Annotated in this window: 15 protein-coding genes; 11 read left to right on the forward strand and 4 right to left on the reverse strand. The window is 69.9% G+C overall.

Annotated features, from left to right (window positions below):
* Positions 1-323: 323 nt before the first annotated feature.
* Entirely contained in the window at positions 324-782 is a 459-nt protein-coding gene (locus IB242_RS14190; protein WP_192280658.1) for a hypothetical protein, read from the reverse strand.
* A gap of 206 nt (positions 783-988) precedes the next feature.
* Here IB242_RS14190 and IB242_RS14195 point away from each other — a divergent pair, with 206 nt between their 5' ends.
* From IB242_RS14195 to IB242_RS14210, 4 genes are all read left to right on the forward strand, one after another.
* Positions 989-1,999 (forward strand): integron integrase, encoded by a 1,011-nt coding sequence (locus IB242_RS14195; RefSeq protein WP_192280661.1) that lies wholly within the window; start codon positions 989-991, stop codon positions 1,997-1,999.
* A gap of 340 nt (positions 2,000-2,339) precedes the next feature.
* Positions 2,340-3,479, forward strand: a complete 1,140-nt coding sequence (locus IB242_RS14200) for a PQQ-dependent sugar dehydrogenase (RefSeq protein ID WP_192280664.1) — start codon at positions 2,340-2,342, stop codon at positions 3,477-3,479.
* Between the two features lie 326 nt (positions 3,480-3,805).
* On the forward strand, positions 3,806-5,953 hold the full coding sequence (gene dcp, locus IB242_RS14205; protein ID WP_192280667.1) for a peptidyl-dipeptidase Dcp: 2,148 nt from the start codon (positions 3,806-3,808) through the stop codon (positions 5,951-5,953).
* A gap of 565 nt (positions 5,954-6,518) precedes the next feature.
* Positions 6,519-7,262 (forward strand): helix-turn-helix domain-containing protein, encoded by a 744-nt coding sequence (locus IB242_RS14210; RefSeq protein WP_192280670.1) that lies wholly within the window; start codon positions 6,519-6,521, stop codon positions 7,260-7,262.
* 382 nt (positions 7,263-7,644) lie between these two features.
* Here the strand turns inward: IB242_RS14210 and IB242_RS14215 are convergent, their stop codons facing one another.
* Together IB242_RS14215 and IB242_RS14220 are read right to left on the reverse strand one after the other, a co-directional pair.
* Positions 7,645-8,706 carry an ankyrin repeat domain-containing protein gene (locus IB242_RS14215; protein ID WP_192280673.1) on the reverse strand — a complete coding sequence of 354 codons (1,062 nt, stop codon included), beginning with the start codon at positions 8,704-8,706 and terminating at the stop codon, positions 7,645-7,647.
* Between the two features lie 145 nt (positions 8,707-8,851).
* On the reverse strand, positions 8,852-11,644 hold the full coding sequence (locus IB242_RS14220) for a TonB-dependent receptor (protein ID WP_192280676.1): 2,793 nt from the start codon (positions 11,642-11,644) through the stop codon (positions 8,852-8,854).
* Between the two features lie 310 nt (positions 11,645-11,954).
* Between IB242_RS14220 and htpG the strand changes: the two genes are divergently transcribed.
* From htpG to IB242_RS14245, 5 genes are all read left to right on the forward strand, one after another.
* Complete coding sequence (htpG, locus tag IB242_RS14225; RefSeq protein WP_192280678.1) at positions 11,955-13,847, forward strand: molecular chaperone HtpG; 1,893 nt, start codon at positions 11,955-11,957, stop codon at positions 13,845-13,847.
* A 174-nt stretch (positions 13,848-14,021) separates the two neighbouring features.
* Positions 14,022-15,092 carry a catalase family peroxidase gene (locus IB242_RS14230; RefSeq protein ID WP_192280681.1) on the forward strand — a complete coding sequence of 357 codons (1,071 nt, stop codon included), beginning with the start codon at positions 14,022-14,024 and terminating at the stop codon, positions 15,090-15,092.
* Positions 15,089-15,661, forward strand: coding sequence for a cytochrome b/b6 domain-containing protein (locus tag IB242_RS14235; protein ID WP_192280685.1), 573 nt, complete (start codon positions 15,089-15,091; stop codon positions 15,659-15,661). The genes IB242_RS14230 and IB242_RS14235 overlap by 4 nt, the downstream gene beginning before the upstream one ends.
* A 122-nt stretch (positions 15,662-15,783) precedes the next feature.
* Positions 15,784-16,134: a VOC family protein gene (locus tag IB242_RS14240; RefSeq protein WP_192280688.1), complete on the forward strand. Its 351-nt coding sequence runs from the start codon at positions 15,784-15,786 to the stop codon at positions 16,132-16,134.
* A 665-nt stretch (positions 16,135-16,799) separates the two neighbouring features.
* Positions 16,800-17,480, forward strand: coding sequence for a hypothetical protein (locus IB242_RS14245; protein WP_225540671.1), 681 nt, complete (start codon positions 16,800-16,802; stop codon positions 17,478-17,480).
* Between the two features lie 129 nt (positions 17,481-17,609).
* Here IB242_RS14245 and IB242_RS14250 read toward each other — a convergent pair whose 3' ends face one another.
* Positions 17,610-18,578: a LysR family transcriptional regulator gene (locus tag IB242_RS14250; protein ID WP_192280690.1), complete on the reverse strand. Its 969-nt coding sequence runs from the start codon at positions 18,576-18,578 to the stop codon at positions 17,610-17,612.
* A gap of 108 nt (positions 18,579-18,686) precedes the next feature.
* On the opposite strand from IB242_RS14250, the gene aceB reads away from it, so the two are divergent.
* Together aceB and aceA are read left to right on the forward strand one after the other, a co-directional pair.
* On the forward strand, positions 18,687-20,351 hold the full coding sequence (aceB, locus tag IB242_RS14255; protein WP_192280693.1) for a malate synthase A: 1,665 nt from the start codon (positions 18,687-18,689) through the stop codon (positions 20,349-20,351).
* A gap of 280 nt (positions 20,352-20,631) precedes the next feature.
* Positions 20,632-21,924, forward strand: coding sequence for an isocitrate lyase (gene aceA / locus IB242_RS14260; protein ID WP_192280696.1), 1,293 nt, complete (start codon positions 20,632-20,634; stop codon positions 21,922-21,924).
* Positions 21,925-22,004: the final 80 nt, after the last annotated feature.

A 22,004-nucleotide genomic window follows, 5' to 3' on the forward strand; every position in this document is an offset into this window, starting at 1 on the left:
CGTTCGATCCGCGCCATGTCGGCCACAAGCCGCATGCGGTGAAACAGTCCATGTAACGCGTCGGGAGAATCAAAAAGCGTTTCAGCGTCAGCAGTGCAGCACGATCCATGTCATGACGAAGGGCTCGCTCCCCGGATCGGACAAGGCCGATAACAATTCCGGCGCACGACGCCGCTTGAACGATAGGCCCCGATCCGCGGATTTCATGATGGCCCGAGCGCTCCGCGCTCACCCCAAGGCCGAATACACGACTGCAACCGATCCGCTTCGCCCGTCAATGATCACGCTGTGTGCTGTTGCAAAGGGAGTCCATACATGAATTGTTAGGCTTGTTCTTCGGAACTGGGTGAAGGCTTCCCCCAGCCAGCGAACTTTATGATTCGCTTCGTTACACGACGCCCCTCTCCAGATGCCCCCAGCGTGATCCCTGACTCATCTCCCTTCACGCCAAGAGATCCTTTCCCTTGTCCGTCGTAGAACTCCTCGATCTCGACTGTGTCAGAGAAGTAGATCCTTTGAGCGATGGCTAGCTCTTGAGCCACTCTTGCTTGGTGGGCCTGGAATTCCATGTTGACTCTTTGTTTCTTTGCCTCGTCCTCAAGCGATGTAATTCCTTTGCTCTCAGCCTCTTTCAGGTCGTCTTGAGATTTATTTAATGCGGCAACTATTCCAGCTATCGCAAAACCAGCAGCACCAACCATGCCTATAGGAGTAAATGCAGCTGCTGTCGCTGCAACTGCAGCGGCTGCTGACCCTGCTGCAGCGTAATTTTTTTTGTCCATATGCATTCCTGTTGATGTTAGAGAGAAGGCGGTTGGGCATGCCTAACACTTAGTAGTCCGCGATTCCGCGGGATAACGCCGAGTATTCATCCGCGTGAAGATGCCGTCAATCAGGTAAATCTGACCCCCGATCAACGACTTGGCGGATGCCTCAGAGCCACCCGGGTGTCGGACCCTTCGGTGCATACAAAGCGGAATGCGGTGCGATGTCTTATCACCCCCAGAATGCGGTGCCATCCGGTGGGAAGGTGGAGCCGGGCAAGCCGCGGCTGCTCGAGCAGGTCCGGCAGCGGATCCGGGTGAAGCATTACAGCCTGCGCACCGAGCGCAGCTATGTCGCGTGGATCCGGCGCTTCATCCTGGCCAACGGCAAGCGGCACCCCGCACAGATGGGGGCAGCCGAGGTCGAGGCGTTCCTCACCGCACTGGCGGTGCAGGGGCAGGTCAGTGCCAGTACCCAGAACCAGGCGCTGTCGGCGCTGCTGTTCCTCTATCGGGAGGTGCTGGGCATCGACCTGCCCTGGATGGAGAACGTGACCAGGGCCAAGCGTCCGGCACGCCTGCCGACTGTGCTGTCTGTCCAGGAAGTCCGCGCGTTGTTGGCCTGTCTGGATGGACGGGTCGGGCTGCTTGCCAGCCTGCTGTACGGCACCGGGATGCGGCTGATGGAAGGGCTGCGGCTGCGGATCAAGGATGTGGACTTCCAGCGCAATGAGATCCTGGTGCGTGACGGCAAGGGCGGCAAGGACCGTCGGACCATGCTGCCGGCCAGTCTGGTACCGGCGCTGCGGCAGGAGATCGAACGTGCCCTGCAATGGCACCGCCAGGATCTGTCGGAAGGCTGCGGCGCCGTGTGGTTGCCGCATGCGCTGGCGCGCAAGTACCCGAATGCGGCCAGGGAGTCGGGTTGGCAGTACGTCTTCCCGGCGCCGCGCCGCAGCCGCGATCCTGCCGATGGCGAGGAGCGGCGCCATCACCTGGACGAGGACCGCCTGGCGCGGGCGCTCAAGCGCGCGTGCCGGCAGGTCGGCATCGCCAAGCCGGTATCGGCGCACACGCTGCGGCACAGCTTCGCCACGCATCTGATCGAGGCGGGCTACGACATCCGGACCGTCCAGGAACTGCTGGGCCACAAGGATGTGGCGACCACGCAGATCTACACGCACGTGCTCAACCGCGGCGGCAGTGGTGTGGTGAGCCCGCTGGATCGGGGCTGACCGCTGCGATGGCGTCCCCGTGCCCGTCGCGGTCGGCTGCCGTGCGCACTGCGGGCAGGGCGTTCGATGGGCTGCGTTCCGACGACGGTGGATGCGGCTGGCGTGGCATCGACGTCACGCTGCAGGCGTGGCGTGGCGCGCTGTCCGCCAACGCCGCGCCTGCGCCTGCGCCTGCGCCGGGGCTGGCGGGCTGCAGGCCCGGATGACATCCATGGCGATGCACGGGTGCTGGGCAGCATGGACGCTGCGTGCAACGCGCCGCGGCTGCGCCGTGCATCGCCCCTGTCACGCGCCAGCCGGTAGGATCGGGGATCTTTCCGAAATCCGACCGAGGTGTCCGATGCCCCGTCCGCTCACCGTCCTTCTGCTCGCCTCCGCCCTGGCTGCGGGTCTTGCCGCGACCACCGCCGAGGCGCAGGCGCCCACGCCTGCGGCCAAGCCGTTCGAGGCGCAGGAGATCACCCGCTTCGACGCGCCGTGGGCGATGACCTTCCTGCCCGATGGTCGCCTGCTGGTCACCGAGATGGCCGGCACGCTGGTGGTCTACGACATCGAGGCCGGCACCCGCAGCAAGGTGGGCGGCGTCCCGAAGGTGGAGCATGGCGGGCAGGGCGGCTTCGGCGACGTGGTGCTGCATCCCGGCTTCGCACGGAACGGCTGGGTGTACCTGAGCTATGCCGAGGCCGGCGACGGCGGCCAGGGCGCCGCGGTGGCGCGGGCGAAGCTGGTGCTGGACGCGCAGGGTGGCGGCACGCTGGACGACCTGCAGGTGATCTGGCGCCAGGTGCCGAAGGTGTCGGGCCAGGGCCATTACGGCCACCGCATCGCGTTCGGCGACGACGGCCTGCTGTGGATCACCTCCAGCGACCGGCAGAAGTTCGATCCGGCGCAGGACATGGCCTCGAACATGGGCAAGATCATCCGCCTGCGCGACGACGGTTCGGTCCCGGCCGACAACCCGTTCGCGTCGCAGGGCGGGGTGGCCGCGCAGGTCTGGTCGCTGGGCCACCGCAATCCGCTCGGCATCGCCTTCGGCGAAGGCGGCCGGCTGTGGGTGCACGAGATGGGGCCGGAAGGCGGCGACGAGCTGAACCTGATCGAGAAGGGCGCCAACTACGGCTATCCGATCGTCTCCAACGGCAACCACTACGGCGGCAGGCCGATCCCCGACCACGCCACCCGCCCGGAATTCCGCGCGCCGGTGATCACCTGGACGCCGGTGATCTCGCCGGCCGGCTTCGTGATCTACAGCGGCGACCGCTACCCGGGCTGGACCGGCAGCGGCCTGATCGGCGGCCTGTCCTCGCAGGCGCTGGTCCGGGTGACCTTCGACGGCGACAGTGCCCGCGAGGCCGAGCGCTACGACATGGGCACCCGCATCCGCGAGATCGAGCAGGGCCCGGACGGCACGGTCTGGCTGCTGGAGGATGGCCGTCGCGGTGGGCAGGGTCGTCTGCTGCGGCTCGATCCGCGCGGCTGACCTCGCCGGTGCGACGGCACGTGGGTCACGTGCCGTCGCCTGCCGTCGCGTCAGGGGCGGGGCCCCGCTGACCGCCACGAAGCCCGGTGGACACGCAGGGCGAGGCCATGTGGCAAGGCCATCCGGCACCCGCACCGGCCGGGCCGCACCGTCCGCGGGCCGGCATCGTGGGCGCAGGCCTGAACCGGCGTCCGCCGATGGATGGCGGCAGCGCGGGCGCGGTTGCGGCCATGCGGCACAACGTTCCACCGCAGGCACATCACCGGCGGCGCGGGCAGGCGTAGAGTGTGCGGGCGCCCGATCCGGGCTCCCGCGAACCCCTGTCCATGACCCGTCCGCTCCTGCTCGCCGCCGCCATCACCCTGGCGCTGGCTGCCTGCTCCAAAGAAGAGTCCGCCCCCGTGACCGACACCCCCACCGCCGCACAGCCGGCCGACACCGGCAATGCGCTGCTGGCCGCCAGCACCCTGCCGTTCCAGGCGCCGCCGTTCGACAAACTGAAGGACGCCGACTACCAGCCGGCGATCGAAGAAGGCATGAAGCAGCATCTGGCCGAGATCCGCCAGATCGCCGACAGCGCCGAGCCGGCCACCTTCCAGAACACCATCGAGGCGATGGAGCGCAGCGGCGCGCTGCTGACCCGCGCCACCAGCGTGTTCTTCGCCCTCGCCGGCGCCAACACCAACGAGACCCTGCAAGCCGCCGAAGAGGCGCTGGCGCCGAAGCTGGCCGAGCACAGCGATGCGATCCACCTGGATCCGGCGCTGTTCGCCCGGGTCAAGGCGATTTACGACCAGCGCGACACGCTGGGCCTGACCCCGGAACAGAAGACCGTGGTCGAGCACTACCAGCGCAACTTCGAGCGCGCCGGCGCGCTGCTGTCCGATGCCGACAAGGCCGAGTTGCGCACGCTCAACGCCGAGGAATCCTCGCTGTCGACCGCGTTCGGCAACAAGCTGCTGGCGGCCGGCAATGCCGGCGGCGTGTTCGTCACCGACCGCGCCCAGCTCGATGGCCTGGACGACGGCACGATCGCCGCGGCGGCCGATGCCGCGAAGGCCGCGGGCAAGGACGGCCAGTGGCTGCTGAGCCTGCAGAACACCACCCAGCAGCCGGTGCTGGCCTCGCTGAAGAACCGTGCGCTGCGCGAGCAGGTGCTGGCCGCGTCCACCGGCCGCGCCGAGAAGGGCGATGGCAACGACACCCGCGTCACGATCCAGCGCCTGGCCGAGCTGCGCGCGCGCAAGGCGCAGCTGCTGGGCTTCCCCAACTACGCCGCCTACAGCATCGCCGACCAGATGGCCGGCACGCCCGAGGTGGCGCTGAAGCTGCTGACCGACACCGTGCCGGCCGCGACCGGCCGAGCACGTGCCGAGCTGGCCAAGATCCAGGGCGTGGTCGACGCGCAGAACGGCGGCTTCACCGCCGGCGCCGCCGATTGGGATTTCTACGCCGAGCAGGTGCGCAAGGCCGAGTTCGACCTGGACGAATCGCAGATCAAGCCGTACTTCGAACTGGACCGCGTGCTGAAGGACGGCGTGTTCTTCGCCGCCAACCAGCTGTACGGCATCACCGCCACCGAGCGTACCGACATCCCGGTCTATCACCCGGATGTGCGCGTGTTCGACATCAAGGACGAGGACGGCACCCAGATCGCGCTGTTCTACCTCGATCCGTTCAAGCGCGAGAGCAAGCAGGGCGGCGCCTGGATGGGCAACTTCGTCGAGCAGGACGGCCTGACCGGCACCATCCCGGTGGTCTACAACGTGGAGAATTTCACGAAACCTGCGGCCGGCCAGCCCGCGCTGCTGAGCTTCGACGACGTGACCACGCTGTTCCACGAGTTCGGCCATGCGCTGCACGGCTTCTTCTCGAAGACGCAGTATCCGTCGGTCGCCGGCACCAACACGCCGCGCGACTTCGTCGAGTTCCCCTCGCAGTTCAACGAGCACTGGGCGCTGGATCCGAAGGTCTTCGCCAACTACGCCAGGCACCACCAGACCGGCGAGGCGATGCCGCAGGCGCTGGTCGACAAGATCGTCACCGCGCGCACCTTCAATCAGGGCTACGCGACCACCGAGTACCTGTCGGCGGCGCTGCTCGACCTCGCCTGGCACACGCTACCGGCGGGCACGCCGAAGCAGGACGTGGACGCCTTCGAGAAGCAGGCGCTGGCGACCTACAAGGTCGACCTGGCCGCGGTGCCGCCGCGCTACCGCACCAGCTATTTCAGCCACATCTGGGGTGGCGGCTACGCGGCCGGTTACTACGCCTACTTCGGCGCGGAGGTGCTGGACCACGACGCGTTCCAGTGGTTCCGCGAGAACGGCGGCCTGACCCGGCAGAACGGCCAGGTCTTCCGCGAGAAGATCCTGTCGATCGGCCACTCGAAGGACCTGGCCGCCGCCTACCGCGAGTTCCGCGGCAAGGATCCGTCGGTGGAGCCGCTGCTCGAACACCGCGGCCTGAAGTAAGCGTCCACGTCGAGCGCAAGCGAAACGCGACCGGAACGCGCCACACGCGACGCCAACGGCCTGCGACAAGAGACGAGCCGCAGGCGACACGACTGGCACGCGAACCGTAGGCAGACCCCACGACGGCCGGCAACCCCGGCCGTCGTGCTGTGTGGGTACCGCTGTGCGTTGGTGGCAGCGTTGCCTGCAGTGCCTGTGGAACCGGTGCCTGCAGTGCATCGGTGCCGGCGTCGCCTGCATGGTCCTGCGCCGAACGCCACCCGATGGCGGCCGCTGCGGCCGCTGCTACAGGACTGCAGGAGACCGCTCGAGGCCACCGCCATGTTGCCGACGTGTCTGCACTGGACGCAGGGCCCCGGCATCGCCCGCTGCTGCGCCCCAGCTGCGTGATGTCCGCACCCGGCGTCCCTCCAGCCTGCGCATCGGTGACACCCCGATGCGGACCGTGATCGCGTCCGCCCTGCACGACGGGTGCGGTGCGTTTCCGCGACGGGCACGCGACAGCGATGCGCGTCCCTTGGCTCGTGCGGACATGACCGCATGGCGTGATGTCATCATCGGCGGCATGCCGACCATTCCTCCGCTGCTGCCGGCCCTGCCACCCTATGTCGAGGCGCTGCCGCCGCCCGCGCTGCGCGACCGGCTGTGCCGGGTCTGGCGCTACCGGGTGGAGCCGGCGGCGGATGCGCAAAGCCGGGTGCTGCCCGATGGCTGCGTCGATCTGATCTGGGACGGCCGGCGCCTGTTCGTCGCCGGGCCGGACCAGCAGGCGAGCGTCGCCCGGCTCGCGGCCGGGACCACGCTGACCGGCCTGCGCCTGGCGCCCGGTACCGCCCACCGCGTGCTCGGCACCTCGATGCAGGCATTGACCGACCGGCGCGTCGATGCCGACACGGTGCTTGGCACGCGCGCCCGTGCGTTGCAGCAGCGGTTGGGCGAGGGTGCCGATCCGCTGCCGACGCTGCTCGCCGCGGTCGCCGCCAGCGACGTGGTCGTCGACACGCGCATGGCCTGGCTGTTCGCTGCACTGTCGGCTGATCGGCCCGCGGGCATTCCCGCGCTGGCGCACGGTCTGGGCATCAGCGAGCGCGGCCTGCATCGCCATTGCCTGCAGGCATTCGGCTATGGCCCGAAAGTGCTGGAGCGGATCCTGCGTCTGCAGCGGCTGCTGCGCCTCGCCGGACAGGTGCCGACGCTGACCGCGGCCGCGCTGGATGCCGGCTACGCCGACGCCACGCATCTGTCGCACGACGTGCGTCGCCTGACGGGCCTGACGCCGACGCAGCTGGTCCGCGATCACGGGCACTGACTGCCACGTTCCTGCCTGCGTGCCGGCCCGGTGTGTCGGCGCGCTGGGCGCAAGGCTGGCACTCGCGCTGCGTTCCGGCAGCGGACGCGTTCAACCCGGGTCGCCGTTGTCTGCAGGCGTGGGTGGCCGCGACCGCCATCGATCCATGCATGTCTGCGGGCAGCGTCCGGCATGGCGGTCGCCGCGGAGGCGACTCAACGCTGCGTCAGGGATCCTGCCGCGCCGGGGCGGCGCTCCCGCGACCGGTGCGCCGAACCACCGGTGCCGCCGACACGCGTGCTTACGGCGGCGGGAACGCCGATGCGCACGGCCGCGGTCCGCGCACGGCGTGCTCGGCCAACAGGAGCGCCGACACGGACGCCCTCGTCCTGGAAGCGGTGCGTCAGCGCCTGTAGGCAGGCAACGGCAACGCGATCGGTGCCGGGTTGAGCCGCACCCAGTCCACGGCGAGCCGGGCGAGCGCGGACAGTGCGTCCTCGTCGCCATCGCCGGCATGCAGTGCGCGCGTCAGTGCCCGTGCGTCGACCAGGGCCGCCGCCGGCAGCGGCGTGCCGCTGCCAAGATGGGCGGCGAACGCAGCCAGCATCGCGCGGAAGTCCGCATCCCAGTTCACCGCCCCGTTGTCGAGGATCTCGCGCGACAGCTTTCCCGCGATCCGGATCACCTCGCCCTGCACGCTGGCGGCCGCGCCGCTGGACGGCACCAACAGCTGCCACAGCGCATCGAACTGCGCCGGCCATGCCGCGTCGTCCACCACGATCGGCGACCACCCGTCGTGCACCCTGCGCGCGGCGGCCGGAGCGGTGCCGAACAGGCGGTAGAGCGTGGTCAGGCCGGCATCGGTGGCATCCAGGAACTCGGGGTTGAAGCCGGCCCGATGGAACTCGAAGGTGCGGCCGATCCGCTCCACATCGGCGCGCATGTCGTCCTGCACGGACGCGCCGGCGGCCAGCAGCACGCCGGCGATCTCCGCGGTCTCCACGATGTCGCTGTTGGACGCGGTGGCCAGCGCCAGTTTCAGCGGGGTCATGCCGGCATCGTTGCGCGCATCCACCGAAGCGCCGTGCTCGACCAGGCGGCGCAACGAGGCGGACTTGTGGCTCTGCGCGGCGGCATGCAGCGGCGTGTTGCCGCGACGGTCGCGCGCATGCCGGTCGGCACCCAGTGCCAGCAGGGCGTCCACGCCGCCCTTCCAGCCGGCCGCGCGATGGTGCAGCGCCGTGCGGCCATCCTTGTCGACCGCCTCGAGGTCGGCCCCCTGCGCGACCAGCCAGTGCAGCAGGGCGTCCGGGCAGTTGTAGAACGACAGCGCGGTCTGCTTGGCATAGCCGCCGCGGGCTTCGAGATCGCAGTGCTCGAAGGTGGCGATCAGCGTCTCCAGCGGTGCCTCGTCCAGTAGCGTGGAGAAGTCGCTGGGCAGTGTCTGGCGCTTGCGCCTGGCCATGCGGGCGTCCTTGAAGCCGGTGCGGCGGGACGTCAGCTTAGCGTGGTGCTGCCGCTCCGCGGCACGGGCGACCCGCGTCCTGCAGGCCGCCCGCCGCGCCATCCGTGGACCGGCCGCGACGCCGCGGCCGGGAGTCCACTCTCCGTCAGTTGAAGCGGAACTTCGCGCCCACGGTGAAGTAGCGGCCGATCGCACCGCTGAAATCCATCGGGTTGTAGTTGATCGCGCCGTAGGTCAGCGGATCGAGCGGCGCGATGCGGTCGGTGACGTTGTTGACCGAGCCGAACAGCTCCCAGTGCTCGGTCGGCATCCAGCGCGCCGACAGGTCGATGGTGTAGAAGTCGTCCAGCTCGCAGCCGGCGGGCGCATCCTCGCCGTTGGCGAAGCCGTTCGCGCACTCGGTCTCGCTGGCTTCGCTGACGTTGCGCAGGCTGTCGCGCCAGTTGACCACGCTGCTGATCGCGAACTGCCCCATCTCCCAGGTCGCGCCGAAGTTGGCCTTGTTCTTCGGCGTGCCGATGCAGTTGGTCACGTCGCAGTTGCCATGGGTGCCGGCGAACTCGTAGACGCTGCCATCCACATCCTCGCGCTCGAACTTGCTGATGTGGGTGAACTGCAGGTCCAGCCGCAGGTTGCCGGCCTCGCCCAGGTCGATGCGCTGCTCCATGTCCACGTCGAAGCCTTCGACCGTGGTGGAGGACGCGTTCTCGTAGCCCACCAGCACCGCCAGGATCGAACCGCTGCCCGGCGTGCCGGGGATCGCGTTGCTGCCGCGGATCACGTTGGCGCCGCCGGCCGCGATCGCCGCGTCGGCGCTGCCGCCGAAGATCTCGTCGGTGCGCTTGATCCGGAACGCGTCCAGCGCCAGCGAGCCGCCGGTCCACGGCGACAGCACGATGCCGACGGTCGTGCTCTTGGACTCTTCCGGCTTGAGGTCCGGGTTGGGCGAGGTGATCAGCGCGATCGGGCCGGCGTCGCAGTCCTGCGGCTCATTGCCCGGCGCGGCGCAGCGGACCGGATCGACCGCGGTGCTGAAGGCGGCCAGGCCGCCGGTGCCGGCTTCAGCCGGGTTCGGCGCGCGGAAGCCCTCGGCGTAGGTCGCGCGCAGCGCGATCCAGTCCGACGGCGACCACTTCACGCCGAGCTTGGGCGTGGTCGCGGTGTCGCCGCCCTGGTACTTGTCCATGCGCACCGCGCCAGTCAGTTCCAGGCTTTCCAGCAGCGGCGCCTGCAGCTCGGCGTAGACGCTGGTGATCTTCTCCACGCCCTCGTAGGCCGAGTAGCCCAGGCCGATGATGTCGCCCTGGTCGGTGAAGGTCTGCGGGGTCAGCGACACCGACTGCCGGCGGTACTCGGCGCCCAGCGCCAGGCCCAGCGCGCCCCCCTGCAGGTCCATCAGCGGGCGCGTGATCTTCGCGTCCACCACGTCCAGGCGGGTGCGGCCCTCGGCGCTGATGCGCGGCGAGATGTAGTCGTACAGTGCCTGCGAGTTGAGCCCGGCGTCGTCGCCGATGCGCCACCAGCCGACCGGGCTGGCCGGATCCTCCAGCACGGTCTTGACCCGGCTGTACTGCAGGAAGCCGGTGCGCTCGTTGGTCAGGTCGGTGCCCGAGTGCAGGTACCCCACGTCGTAGTCCCACTCGCCGGCGCGGCCCTTGAAGCCCAGCAGCAGGCGCACGAAGCGACTGTCGTTGTAAGTCACGCGCGGGCCGACGTCGAAGGCGGTGTAGCGCAGGCGGTTGGCGGTGCCGGGGTACGGGTTGTCCGGGTGGTCCGGGCCGAGCACGACCGCGCCGGGGCCGGGATCGGAGGCGTTGACCGGGCCGCCTGGGTAGCCCCAGGCGCCGGACACGCCCGACGGCGTGTTCTGGAACACGGTCTTCTTGTTGGCCGCGCTCAGCTCCATGTACAGCTCGCCGCTGTCGCCGACCGCGAAGGCCGCGCGCGAGAAGAAGTTGATGTACTCCTCCTCCGGCGACAGGTCGCGGAAGCGGCCCACGTCCCAGAGGCAGCCGCCGGCCGGATCCTGCGGGGTCACGTCCGAGAGCGCCGCGCAGCCGGGCAGCGACTCGAAGCGCCCGGTGATCGGGTTCTCGATCGCGCCGCTCGGCCCGCCACCGGCGCCGGTGCCGCCGCCGGTGATGCGCCCGGGCAGGTTGCCGCCGATCGGATAGCCCCACGGGCGGGTGTCGCCGGTGCCGATCCACTTGCGGTTGCGGCGGTCGCTGACGCGGATCGCGTCGGTCTTGGCCGCCTCCACGCTGAAGAACGCGTTGAAGCCGTCCTCGACCAGGTCGCCGGTGCCGGCGGTCAGCGACACCTTGGGCTGGTCGCCGCCGCCGTCGTCGGACCAGCCGTAGGACACGGTGGCGACCGCGCCCTGGAAGTCGTTGCGCAGGATCACGTTGACCACGCCGGCGATCGCGTCCGAGCCGTAGATCGACGAGGCGCCGTCCTTCAGCACCTCGATCCGCTCCACCGCGTCCAGCGGGATCGTGCTGAGGTCGGTGAACACCTTCTGGCCGTCGTCGGCCAGACCGAACGGCGCCATGCGGCGGCCGTTGAGCAGCACCAGCGTGGAGCCGGCGCCGAGGCCGCGCAGCGAGATCGCCGCACCGCCGCCGGCGAAGCCGTTGCCGAAGCTCTTGGGCACCGAGCCGGCGCCATCCACCGACAGGCTCTGCAGGTACTCGCCGACCGTGGTCTTGCCGGTGCGGTCGATCTGTTCGCGGGAGATCACCTGCACCGGCGAGGCGGTTTCGGTGTCGGTGCGCGGGATGTTGGAGCCGGTGACGGTGACCCGGTCCAGGTCGGTGGGCTGGTCGGCGCTCTGCGCGGTCGCTGCCAGCGGCAGAACCAGGGCGCAGAGCGCGGCGGGAATGGCGAGGCTGAGGCGGCTGCGGCGCGGCATCGGCCGGCGCGGGTGGAACGTGGTCATGGCGAATCCTCGGGGGCGCGGTGGTCGAAACATCCAGTGCTCGGTCCACATCCGCTGTCGGATCGATGCGAGCGCGAGTTAACGAGCCTTTAACGTGAGGAATCGGTGAAAAGCGCCTATTCAGGCAATTGACGTTCGTGAAAGGTTCGGAAAGCGTTAACCGATCTGACTTTTTCAGTCATGTGAGCGGGCGGGCCCGGGCCGCGTTTCGGATCGCCTCGCCAAGCATGCCGGCCCCCGCCGGCCTTGATCCCGCGCCCGGGACACCCATATCCCCGGCTTGCACCACTCCACAGGGAAGCAGTACGCAATGACCGCATCCGCCGAAACCCGCAAGTTCGAAGCCGAAGTCGCCCAGGTCCTGCACCTGGTCACCCACTCGCTGTACTCGCACAAGGAGATCTTCCTGCGCGAGCTGATCTCCAACGCCTCCGACGCCTGCGACAAGCTGCGCTTCGAGGCGATCGCCAACCCGGACCTGCTGGCGGGCGCGGGCGATCTGCACATCGACGTGAGCTGGGACAAGGCCGCACGCACGGTGACCATCCGCGACACCGGCATCGGCATGTCGCGCGAGGACGTGGTCGCCAACATCGGCACCATCGCCAGTTCCGGCACCCGCCGCTTCCTTGAGGCGATGAGCGGCGAGCAGAAGGCCGACGCGCGCCTGATCGGCCAGTTCGGCGTGGGCTTCTACTCGGCCTTCGTGGTCGCCGACCGCGTCACCGTGCTGACCCGCCATGCCGGCGCGGCGCCGGAGACCGGCACGAAGTGGGAGAGCGACGGCCGCGGCGAGTACACGCTGGAAGACGTGACCCTGCCCGAGCGCGGCACCACCGTGATCCTGCACCTGAAGGCGGACGAGGACGAATTCCTCGACGGCTGGAAGCTGCGTTCGCTGATCACCAAGTATTCGGACCATGTCGCGTTCCCGATCCGGATGCCGAAGGACGTCGCTTCCGAAGACGGCGACGATGCCAAGGCCGATGCCGCGCCCGAGTGGGAGACCGCCAACGACGCCTCGGCGCTGTGGACCCGCAACAAGTCCGAGATCAGCGACGAGGAATACCAGAACTTCTACAAGGCGCTCGGCCACGACTTCAACGATGCGGCCGCCTGGACCCACAACCGGGTCGAGGGCAGCCAGAGCTTCACCACGCTGCTGTACCTGCCGTCGCAGCCGCCGTTCGACCTGATGATGGGCGGGCGCGACGAGCGCAAGGGGCTCAAGCTCTACATCAAGCGCGTGTTCGTGATGGACGCGGCCGAGGAGCTGCTGCCGAACTACCTGCGCTTCGTGCGCGGCGTGGTCGACGCCGACGACCTGCCGCTGAACGTCAGCCGCGAGCTGCTGCAGCACAACCGGCAGCTGGAGCGGATCAAGGGCGCCTGCGTCAAGCGCGTGCTCGACCTGATCGAGAAGCTGGCGCGCGACGAACCCGGGAAGTTCGCCGCCTTCCTGAAGGCCTTCGGCAACACGCTGAAGGAAGGCATCGTCGAGGACCACGCCAACCGCGAGCGCATCGCCGGCCTGCTGCGCTTCGCCTCGACCAGGGGCGAGGGCGCCGCGCAGACGGTGTCGCTGGAGGACTACGTCGGCCGCATGGCCGAGGGCCAGGACACCATCTGGTACATCACCGCCGACGGCTACAAGGCCGCGGCCGGCAGCCCGCAGCTCGAGGCGTTCCGCGCCAAGGGCATCGAAGTGCTGCTGATGTTCGACCGCATCGACGAGTGGATGCTCGGCCACCTGCACACCTTCGCCGGCAAGTCGCTGAAGAACGTGGCCAAGGGCGAGCTGCCGCTGGACGAGGCCGACAAGGCGAAGCAGGAAGAGGCGACCAAGGCGGCCGAGTCGCTGCTGGCCAAGCTCAAGGGCCTGCTCGGCGAGCGCGTCGGCGACGTGCGCGTGTCCGCGCGCCTGACCGATTCGCCGTCGTGCCTGGCCCTGGCCGACTACGAGATGGCGCCGCACCTGGCGCGTCTGCTGCGCGAGGCCGGCCAGGAGATTCCGGAGAGCAAGCCGACCCTGGAGATCAATCCGCAGCACGCGCTGCTGCAGCGGATCGAGGCCGAGCCCGACGCGGGCAAGGCCAACGACCTGGCCACGTTGCTGCTGGAGCAGGCCGAGATCGCGGCCGGCGCCCCGCTGCCGGATCCGGCCGCCTTCGTGCAGCGCATCAACCGCCTGCTGCTGGGCTGAGCGCAGGACGGCCGGCGCCCGCCGGCCGCTCCTCCCTGTCGCGGGCCGGCAGCGTCCAGCCCGCGGCATGATCCGCCACGACCGGCCGCGACGCGTCCGGCCTCCCGCGACCTTCACCCGGTCCGCGCGCCCGTCGGGCCTACACTCGCCGGCAGTCCCGACCAGGCTGTCCGCATGTCCCCGCCGTCCGCCCGCTCCCGCCTCGGGGCGTATGCCGCGATCACCGCGATCGTGGCGTCGATCGCCGTCGCGTTCGCCTGGGCCGCCGGCTGGCTGACGCCGCAGCGGCTCACCCCGGCGCGCATGACCGACGCGATCGAGGCCAGCGCCGCGCAGGCGGCGCCGGGCTTCCGCCGCGCCCACGCCAAGGGCCTGTGCGTCAGCGGCCACTTCACCCCGACAGCCGATGGCGCCGCGCTCAGCCGGGCACGGGTGTTCGCCGATGCCTCCACGCCGCTGCTGGGCCGCATGTCGATCGGTGGCGGCTCGCCCTACGGCCTGGACGCGCAGGCGCGCGTGCGCAGCATGGCGCTGGTGCTGGAAGGCAGCGACGGCGCGCAGTGGCGGATGGCGATGAACAGCTTCCCGTTCTTAGGCGCGGCCTCGGTCGAGACCTTCCTGGCCCAGACCCGCGCGTCGGCGCCCGATCCGGCCACCGGCAAGCCCGATCCGCAGCGCGTGGCCGCGTTCACCGCCGCCCATCCGGAGGCGCAGCGCTTCGCCGCCTGGGCGCGCGGAGCGCCGTGGTCGGACAGCTTCGCCAGCACGGCCTACAACGGCATCCACGCCTACCGCTTCATCGCCGCCGACGGCCAGGCGCGGATGGTGCGCTGGTCGATGCGGCCGCAGGCCCCGTTCGTGGAGATGACGCCCGACCAGCGCGCCGCGGCCGGGCCCGACCACCTGCAGGACGAGCTGCGCAGCCGGCTCGCGCAGGGGCCGCAGCGCTGGGACATGGTGGTCACGCTGGCCGCGCCCGGCGACGATCCCGACGACCCGAGCACGCCGTGGCCGGACGATCGCGAGCAGCGTGTGGTCGGCACGATGGTGCTGGAGCGCGCCGAGGACCAGGCCACCGGCACCTGCCGCGACCTCAACTTCGATCCGACCGTGGTGCCGCCGGGCGTGGCCCTGTCGGATGACCCGATCCTGGCCGCGCGCGCGGCCGTGTACGCGCAGTCCTTCGACCGGCGCGAGCGCGAACTGGCGCGCGGCGCGCCGCCCGCTGCGGAGGCGCCGCGATGAGGCCGGCGACGGGCCACGACCCGCTGGCGCGGGCGCTGCACTGGTCGATGGCGGTGCTGATCGTGGCGATGCTGTTCGTCGGCGTGGCGATGGTCGCCTCGATGACGCTGCGGCCCGCGCTGCTGGCGCTGCACCGGCCGCTGGGTATCGCGCTGCTGGTGCTGGCGGCGCTGCGGCTGCTGCATCGCCTGCGCAGGCGCGTGCCGCCATTGCCCTCCGACCTGCCCGCCTGGCAGCGCGCCGCCGCGCATGCCTCGCACTGGCTGCTGTATGCGTCGATGCTGGCGATGCCGCTGATCGGCTGGGCGATGGTGTCGGCGGCCGGCAATCCGGTGACGCTGTGGGGCGCGGTGGCGCTGCCCCCGATCGCGCCGCACGACCCGGCCGTCTACAGCGGGCTGCGGCTGGCCCACGCCTGGCTGGCGCGCGCGCTGCTGGCGCTGGTGCTGCTGCACCTGGCCGCCGCGCTGTACCACGCCTGGATCCGCCGCGATGGCGTGTTCGCGACGATGGCGCCGTGGCGCATCGCCCGCCCGCCATCGCGCCCCCGGCCCGACGACGCGGCCTGAGCGGCCTGCCACGCACCGGAATGCAGGTGCCCGGGCGCCGCGCGTCGCTGTCCGATTTCTGCAAGCCGGCCTGCCGCTCCGAAGCGACAATGCGGGACCTTCCACAGCAGGAGCCAGTGCGCATGTCCCGTCCCGACGCCCATCACCGCATCGACTATCTCGAGTACGCCGTGTCCTCGATCGCCGAATCGCGCCGCTTCTACGGCGAAGCTTTCGGCTGGACCTTCCAGGACTATGGCCCGGACTACTGCGAGTTCCGCGACGGCCGCCTGACCGGCGGCTTCTTCCATGGCCAGCCCCAGCCCGGCGGCGCGCTGGTGATCCTGTATTCGGACGACCTGGCCGAAAGCCAGGCCGCGGTATCGCGCGCCGGTGGCCGCATCACCAAACCGGTGTTCGAATTCCCGGGCGGACGCCGCTTCCAGTTCGCCGACCCGGACGGCTACGAACTGGCGGTCTGGTCGCAGGACTGATCCGTTCGGGTCCGTGCCTTCCGCGCGGACCATCACATCGAATGCCGCACGCTGTGCGCCCGCTCGCCGCGCGAGCGGGCTGCCGGCGCCACCACCCGGGGAATGGCGCGGTGATCGTGACCGGTCGCCGCCGCAGGGCGCCTGGGCCGTGCGCCCGCCGGCTGCGCGATGCCCGCGTGGCGGGACGCAGAGACATCCTGACCGCGACGACCGCACGCGCGGCCGCTTCCATCCAGGGCCCGCGGACCATGCATTGCGGCCGAACCAGCTGACGAACTTCTGACGACGCGGGAGACACCATCCGGCCTCCACGTCACCGAGAAGGCCTGCCATGACGGCGCGTCCGCGCCCTGTCCCCCACGTTGATGCCGGTCCGGCGGTACCGCCGTGCCGGAGGGAATCCGCGTGTGCGACCGCGCCGATTCCGGCGTCGTCCTGCCACCCCGGAATGCGCTGCTCGCGGGTGCGCCGTCACATCGCGCGCAGCGCTTCGCAGGCCACGCAAGCCGGCAGACGGCCGTGCAGCATTCCAATAACGAACTTTTAATAGTGAACCAAACGGTTCAAAATGTGCGACCTGGTTCCGCCATACGCGGAAGCCGACGCGGTCCACGTGACGACCGCCACCCGCGCCGCCCGCAGCGGCGGACTTTCTGGACCACGCCATGAAGAACGATCTCAACTATCTCCTCGGTCATCTGAGGAACACCGTCCTGTTCGCCGTGATGGTGACCCTGCCGGTGGTGCTGCTGTACCTGGACATCCACTGGCTGGAAGACAACGTCGGCGAGTGGTCGCTGGTCGAACTGACCCAGCTCGGCTTCCTGTTCGCCAGCGTGCTGGCCTTCGTCCGCCTGGCGCGCCAGCGCGTGGACGACCGCCGCTTCGCGGTGCTGGCCGCGGCATTCTTCGCGACCATGCTGATCCGCGAGATGGATGCGGTCTGGGACCTGCTGTTCGAGGGCCTGTGGTCGCTGCTGGTCGCCGTGGTCGCCGGCAGTGCGCTGGTCTATGCGCTGCGCGACCGGCGCGCGACGCTGGCCGGCCTGGTCCGCTTCCTGTCCTCGCGCCCGGGCACGCTGATGACCATCGGCGTGGTGATGCTGCTGTTCTACTCGCGCCTGTTCGGCATGGGCGCGCTGTGGCAGGGGCTGCTGGGCGAGGGCTACATCCGCATCTTCAAGAACGCGGTCGAGGAAACCACCGAGCTGCTCGGCTACACCTTCATCCTGGCCGCCAGCCTGACCTACGCGACGCGGCGCATCCGCGAGCGTTCGAAGGCGATGGCACGGGCGGTGGCCGCCGCACCGGTCGGCGCAGGCGCCAAGGGCGTCGGGCGGTTCTGAAGCCGCCGGTCCCGGTCCGCCGCAAACGTGGCGGACCACGGCCGTGCGCTGGTGTCCGCGTCGGTCGGGCGCCATCCGCCGCCCGCGACGATGCCGGCGTGTGGAACGGCAACAGCCTGCATGCGTGCTTCAGCGTTCCGAATGCCCGCTCTGGTCGTACTCGCGCGGGCTCAGCAGGTCGGGCCGGATCAGGTCGACGAAGGCGCGCGCCTGCGGCGACAGGATCCGGCCCTTGCGCACCACGATGCCGTAGCTGCGCGCCGGGAACCACGCCGCCAGCGAGCGCGACACCAGCCGGCCGCGGTCGCCGTCGTTGAGGCAGATCGCCGGCACGATCGACACGCCCATCCCCATCGCCACGTACTGCTTGATCACCTCCCAGCCGCTGACTTCCAGCGCGACGCTGTAGGGCACGCGCGCCTGCTGCAGCACCAGGTCGACCAGCCGCCAGGTGATCTGCCGCTTCGGCGGCAGGATCAGCGGATGCGGCGACAGGTCTTCCAGCGCCAGCTTCGCCTTGCCGGCGAGCGGATGGCCCGGCGGGGCGATCAGCATCTGCTCGAAGCGGTAGACCGGTTCGTAGCTCAGGTCGGCCGGCACGTCGAGCAGCGAGCCGACCACCAGCTCCACCGCGTCCTCGCGCAGCTGGTCGGTGCCGTCGGCGCTGATCGCGTTGTGCAGGGTCAGGCGCACGTCCGGATGCCGGGCGCGGAAGGCCTCCACGATCGTCGGCAGCAGGTACAGGATGGTCGAGCTGTTGGCCGCGATCTTCAGCTCGCCGGCGTCCAGCCCGGCCACCTTGTCGCGGAAGGCGGCGTCCAGGCCGTCCAGCTGCTCGACCAGCGGCAGCGCCATCTCGTACAGCAGCTCGCCCTCGCGGGTCGGCGCCAGGCGCCGGCCGTTGCGCTCCAGCAGCGGCACGCCCAGCTCCCGTTCCAGCGCCTGCAACTGCTGGGTGATGGCCGGCTGGCTGACGAACAGCGCCTCGGCCGCACGCGACACCGAGCCCAGGCGGACCGTCTGGCAGAACGCGCGCAACGGTTTGAGCCGGTCGGACTTGTAGGAAAAACGGGGACTTGCGGCGGGATTTCGCGGCATCGTCACGTCCGTATAAGGCGTACTTATCTAATGCATTGGGAAAACTGCTTTGTCAAATAATCGCCCCGGGCGGAGGGTGGTGGCCCGACCCGTCGTCAGGAGACCGACATGTCCGCCACCGCCGCCGCCATCGTTCCAAGTCCCGCACGCCCCGCGTCCCGTCCCGCCGCCGGGCTGTCGCTGACCGAGCGTGTCGCCGGCCAGGAACAGGTGCTTCCGGCGCCGCTGCTGGGCCTGCTGGTGTCGCTGCACAGGGCGATCGAGCCCGGACGCCGCGCCCGCCTGGCCGCGCGGCGCGAGCGCCAGGCCTTCTTCGATGCCGGCGGCCTGCCCGACTTCCGTACCGACACCGCGGCGATCCGCGGCGGCGACTGGCGGGTGGCGCCGATTCCGGCCGCGCTGCAGGACCGCCGGGTGGAGATCACCGGGCCGACCGACCCGAAGATGGTGATCAACGCGCTGAACTCGGGTGCCAACTGCTACATGGCCGACTTCGAGGACTCCACCGCGCCGACGTGGCGCAACGTGCTGGCCGGCCAGCGCGCACTGGCTGAAGCCGTGGCCGGCACCCTGACCCACACCGCGCCGAACGGCAAGGAATACCGGCTGGGGCCGGCCGAGGACCGTGCGGTGCTGATCGTGCGCCCGCGCGGCTGGCACCTGGACGAGAAGCACGTGCGCGTGGACGGCGAGCCGATCGCCGGTGGCCTGTTCGACATGGCCGTGTTCGCCTGGCACAACGCGCGCACGCTGATGGCCAACGACCGTGGCCCGTACTTCTACCTGCCCAAGCTGCAGAGCATGGAAGAGGCGGCGTTGTGGGAGGCCGCGCTGTCGCATGCCGAGGCCATGCTGGGCCTGCCGCACGGGCAGATGAAGGTGACCGTGCTGATCGAGACGCTGCCGGCGGTGTTCGAGATGCACGAGATCCTGCATGCGCTGCGCGACCGCGTCGTCGGCCTGAACTGCGGCCGCTGGGACTACATCTTTTCCTACCTGAAGACCTTCCGCGCGCACGGCGACAAGGTGCTGCCCGAGCGTGGCCAGGTGACGATGACCCAGCCGTTCCTGAAGGCGTACTCGGAACTGCTGATCCAGACCTGCCACCGCCGCGGCGCGCATGCGATGGGCGGCATGGCCGCGCAGATCCCGATCGCCGGCGACGCCGCCGCCAACGAACAGGCGATGGCCCGCGTGCGCGCCGACAAGCTGCGCGAGGTGAGCGCCGGCCACGACGGCACCTGGGTCGCGCATCCGGCACTGATCCCGATCGCCCGCGAGGTGTTCGACGCGCACATGCCCACGCCGAACCAGCAGCACGTGCTGCGTGAGGACGTGCAGGTGGGCCGCGACGACCTGATCCGGCCCAGCGAAGGCACGATCACGCGCGCCGGGTTCGAGGGCAACATCGAGGTCTGCGTGCGCTACATGGCCGCCTGGCTCGATGGCAACGGCTGCGTGCCGATCCACTGGCTGATGGAGGATGCGGCCACCGCGGAGATCGCGCGCGCGCAGATCTGGCAGTGGCTGCACCATGCCGAGCCGCGTGGCCAGGACACCCGCGGCCAGGGCGTGCGCCTGAGCGACGGCACCCTGATCGACGTCGCCCTGTTCGAGGCCACGCTGCGCGCGCTGCCGGCGCGGCTGGGCGACCGCAGCGCGCTGCCTGGCGGTGCCCGCATCGACGAGGCCATCGCCCTACTCGACCAGCTGACCCGCGCCTGCCAGCTGGTCGACTTCCTGACCCTGCCGGCCTACGCACGGATCGACTGAGCCACGGCGTCGTCGGACCGGGTCTGCCTGCGACGGCCACTCCATCAACGCAGACCTTCCAGGCGCGGGCTCGCCCGCGACCGGCATCGCACCGTCCCACGCACCCGTGTCGAGGTGCCACGCGTCAGCGATTCACCCGACATGGCGGTCGCGCTCCAGCGCGCTCCCACGGGAAACGTATCGACCGATACGCCATCGCACCCCGATCCAGCACGACCACACCACCCCGACCCACCTCCAGGTCCCACGCCCACGTTCCACGCCAAAACGGAGAACCACCATGAGCACGCTGAAGACCGCCGAGCAGATCCAGCACGAATGGGACACCGACCCGCGCTGGGCCGGCATCACCCGCAACTACACTGCCGAAGACGTCGTGCGCCTGCGCGGCACCGTCCACGTCGAGCATTCGCTGGCACGGCTGGGCGCGGAGAAGCTGTGGAAGTACCTGCATGAAAAGGACTTCGTCAACGCGCTCGGCGCGCTGACCGGCAACCAGGCGATGCAGCAGGTCAAGGCCGGCCTGAATGCGATCTACCTGTCCGGCTGGCAGGTGGCGGCCGATGCCAACCTGGCCGGCCAGATGTATCCGGACCAGTCGCTGTACCCGGCCGACTCGGTGCCGGCGGTGGTCAGGCGCATCAACAACACCCTGCTGCGCGCCGACCAGCTGCACCACGCCGAAGGCAAGGACGAGATCGATTTCCTGCAGCCGATCGTCGCCGATGCCGAGGCCGGCTTCGGTGGCGTGCTGAACGCGTTCGAGCTGATGAAGGCGATGATCGAGGCCGGCGCCGCAGGCGTGCACTTCGAGGACCAGCTGGCCTCGGTCAAGAAGTGCGGCCACATGGGCGGCAAGGTGCTGGTGCCGACCCGCGAGGCCATCGAGAAGCTCAACGCCGCGCGTCTGGCCGCCGACGTGCTGGGCGTGCCGACGCTGCTGGTCGCCCGGACCGACGCCGAGGCCGCCGACCTGCTGACCAGCGACATCGACGCCACCGACCAGCCGTTCGCGACCGGCGAGCGCACGCCGGAGGGCTTCTACCGCACCCGCAACGGCCTGGACCAGGCGATCAGCCGCGGCCTGGCCTACGCGCCCTACGCCGACCTGGTCTGGTGCGAGACCGGCAAGCCGGATCTGGAGTTCGCGCGGAAGTTCGCCGAGGCCATCCACGCGAAGTACCCGGGCAAGCTGCTGGCCTACAACTGCTCGCCCAGCTTCAACTGGAAGAAGCACCTGGACGACGCCACCATCGCGAAGTTCCAGAAGGAAATCGCCGGCTACGGCTACAGGTTCCAGTTCATCACCCTGGCCGGCTTCCACGCGCTGAACTACTCGATGTTCAACCTGGCCCACGGCTATGCCCGCCGCCAGATGAGCGCGTTCGTCGAGCTGCAGGAAGCCGAGTTCGCCGCCGCCGATCGCGGCTTCACCGCGGTCAAGCACCAGCGCGAGGTCGGCACCGGCTACTTCGATGCGGTGACCCAGGCGATCCAGCAGGGTCAGTCCTCGACCACCGCGCTGACCGGCTCGACCGAGGAAGAGCAGTTCCAGCAGACCCGCGCGGCGTAGGCGATCCATACGGCCGGCCGCTTCACGGAATGGAGCTGCCGGTCGCGAACGTGTCGTCAAGGCGATGGTATGCTCGCCGA

Origin of the sequence: Xanthomonas sp. XNM01, from assembly GCF_014851915.1 — a bacterium.
In the GTDB taxonomy this organism is placed as follows: Bacteria; Pseudomonadota; Gammaproteobacteria; order Xanthomonadales; family Xanthomonadaceae; genus Pseudoxanthomonas.

Bases quoted from the DNA above. Each gene is read 5' to 3' on its own strand.
- IB242_RS14190 (WP_192280658.1), bottom strand. From the start codon at position 782: ATGGACAAAAAAAATTACGCTGCAGCAGGGTCAGCAGCCGCTGCAGTT.
- IB242_RS14195 (WP_192280661.1), top strand. From the start codon at position 989: ATGTCTTATCACCCCCAGAATGCGGTGCCATCCGGTGGGAAGGTGGAG.
- IB242_RS14200 (WP_192280664.1), top strand. From the start codon at position 2,340: ATGCCCCGTCCGCTCACCGTCCTTCTGCTCGCCTCCGCCCTGGCTGCG.
- dcp (WP_192280667.1), top strand. From the start codon at position 3,806: ATGACCCGTCCGCTCCTGCTCGCCGCCGCCATCACCCTGGCGCTGGCT.
- IB242_RS14210 (WP_192280670.1), top strand. From the start codon at position 6,519: ATGCCGACCATTCCTCCGCTGCTGCCGGCCCTGCCACCCTATGTCGAG.
- IB242_RS14215 (WP_192280673.1), bottom strand. From the start codon at position 8,706: ATGGCCAGGCGCAAGCGCCAGACACTGCCCAGCGACTTCTCCACGCTA.
- IB242_RS14220 (WP_192280676.1), bottom strand. From the start codon at position 11,644: ATGACCACGTTCCACCCGCGCCGGCCGATGCCGCGCCGCAGCCGCCTC.
- htpG (WP_192280678.1), top strand. From the start codon at position 11,955: ATGACCGCATCCGCCGAAACCCGCAAGTTCGAAGCCGAAGTCGCCCAG.
- IB242_RS14230 (WP_192280681.1), top strand. From the start codon at position 14,022: ATGTCCCCGCCGTCCGCCCGCTCCCGCCTCGGGGCGTATGCCGCGATC.
- IB242_RS14235 (WP_192280685.1), top strand. From the start codon at position 15,089: ATGAGGCCGGCGACGGGCCACGACCCGCTGGCGCGGGCGCTGCACTGG.
- IB242_RS14240 (WP_192280688.1), top strand. From the start codon at position 15,784: ATGTCCCGTCCCGACGCCCATCACCGCATCGACTATCTCGAGTACGCC.
- IB242_RS14245 (WP_225540671.1), top strand. From the start codon at position 16,800: ATGAAGAACGATCTCAACTATCTCCTCGGTCATCTGAGGAACACCGTC.
- IB242_RS14250 (WP_192280690.1), bottom strand. From the start codon at position 18,578: ATGCCGCGAAATCCCGCCGCAAGTCCCCGTTTTTCCTACAAGTCCGAC.
- aceB (WP_192280693.1), top strand. From the start codon at position 18,687: ATGTCCGCCACCGCCGCCGCCATCGTTCCAAGTCCCGCACGCCCCGCG.
- aceA (WP_192280696.1), top strand. From the start codon at position 20,632: ATGAGCACGCTGAAGACCGCCGAGCAGATCCAGCACGAATGGGACACC.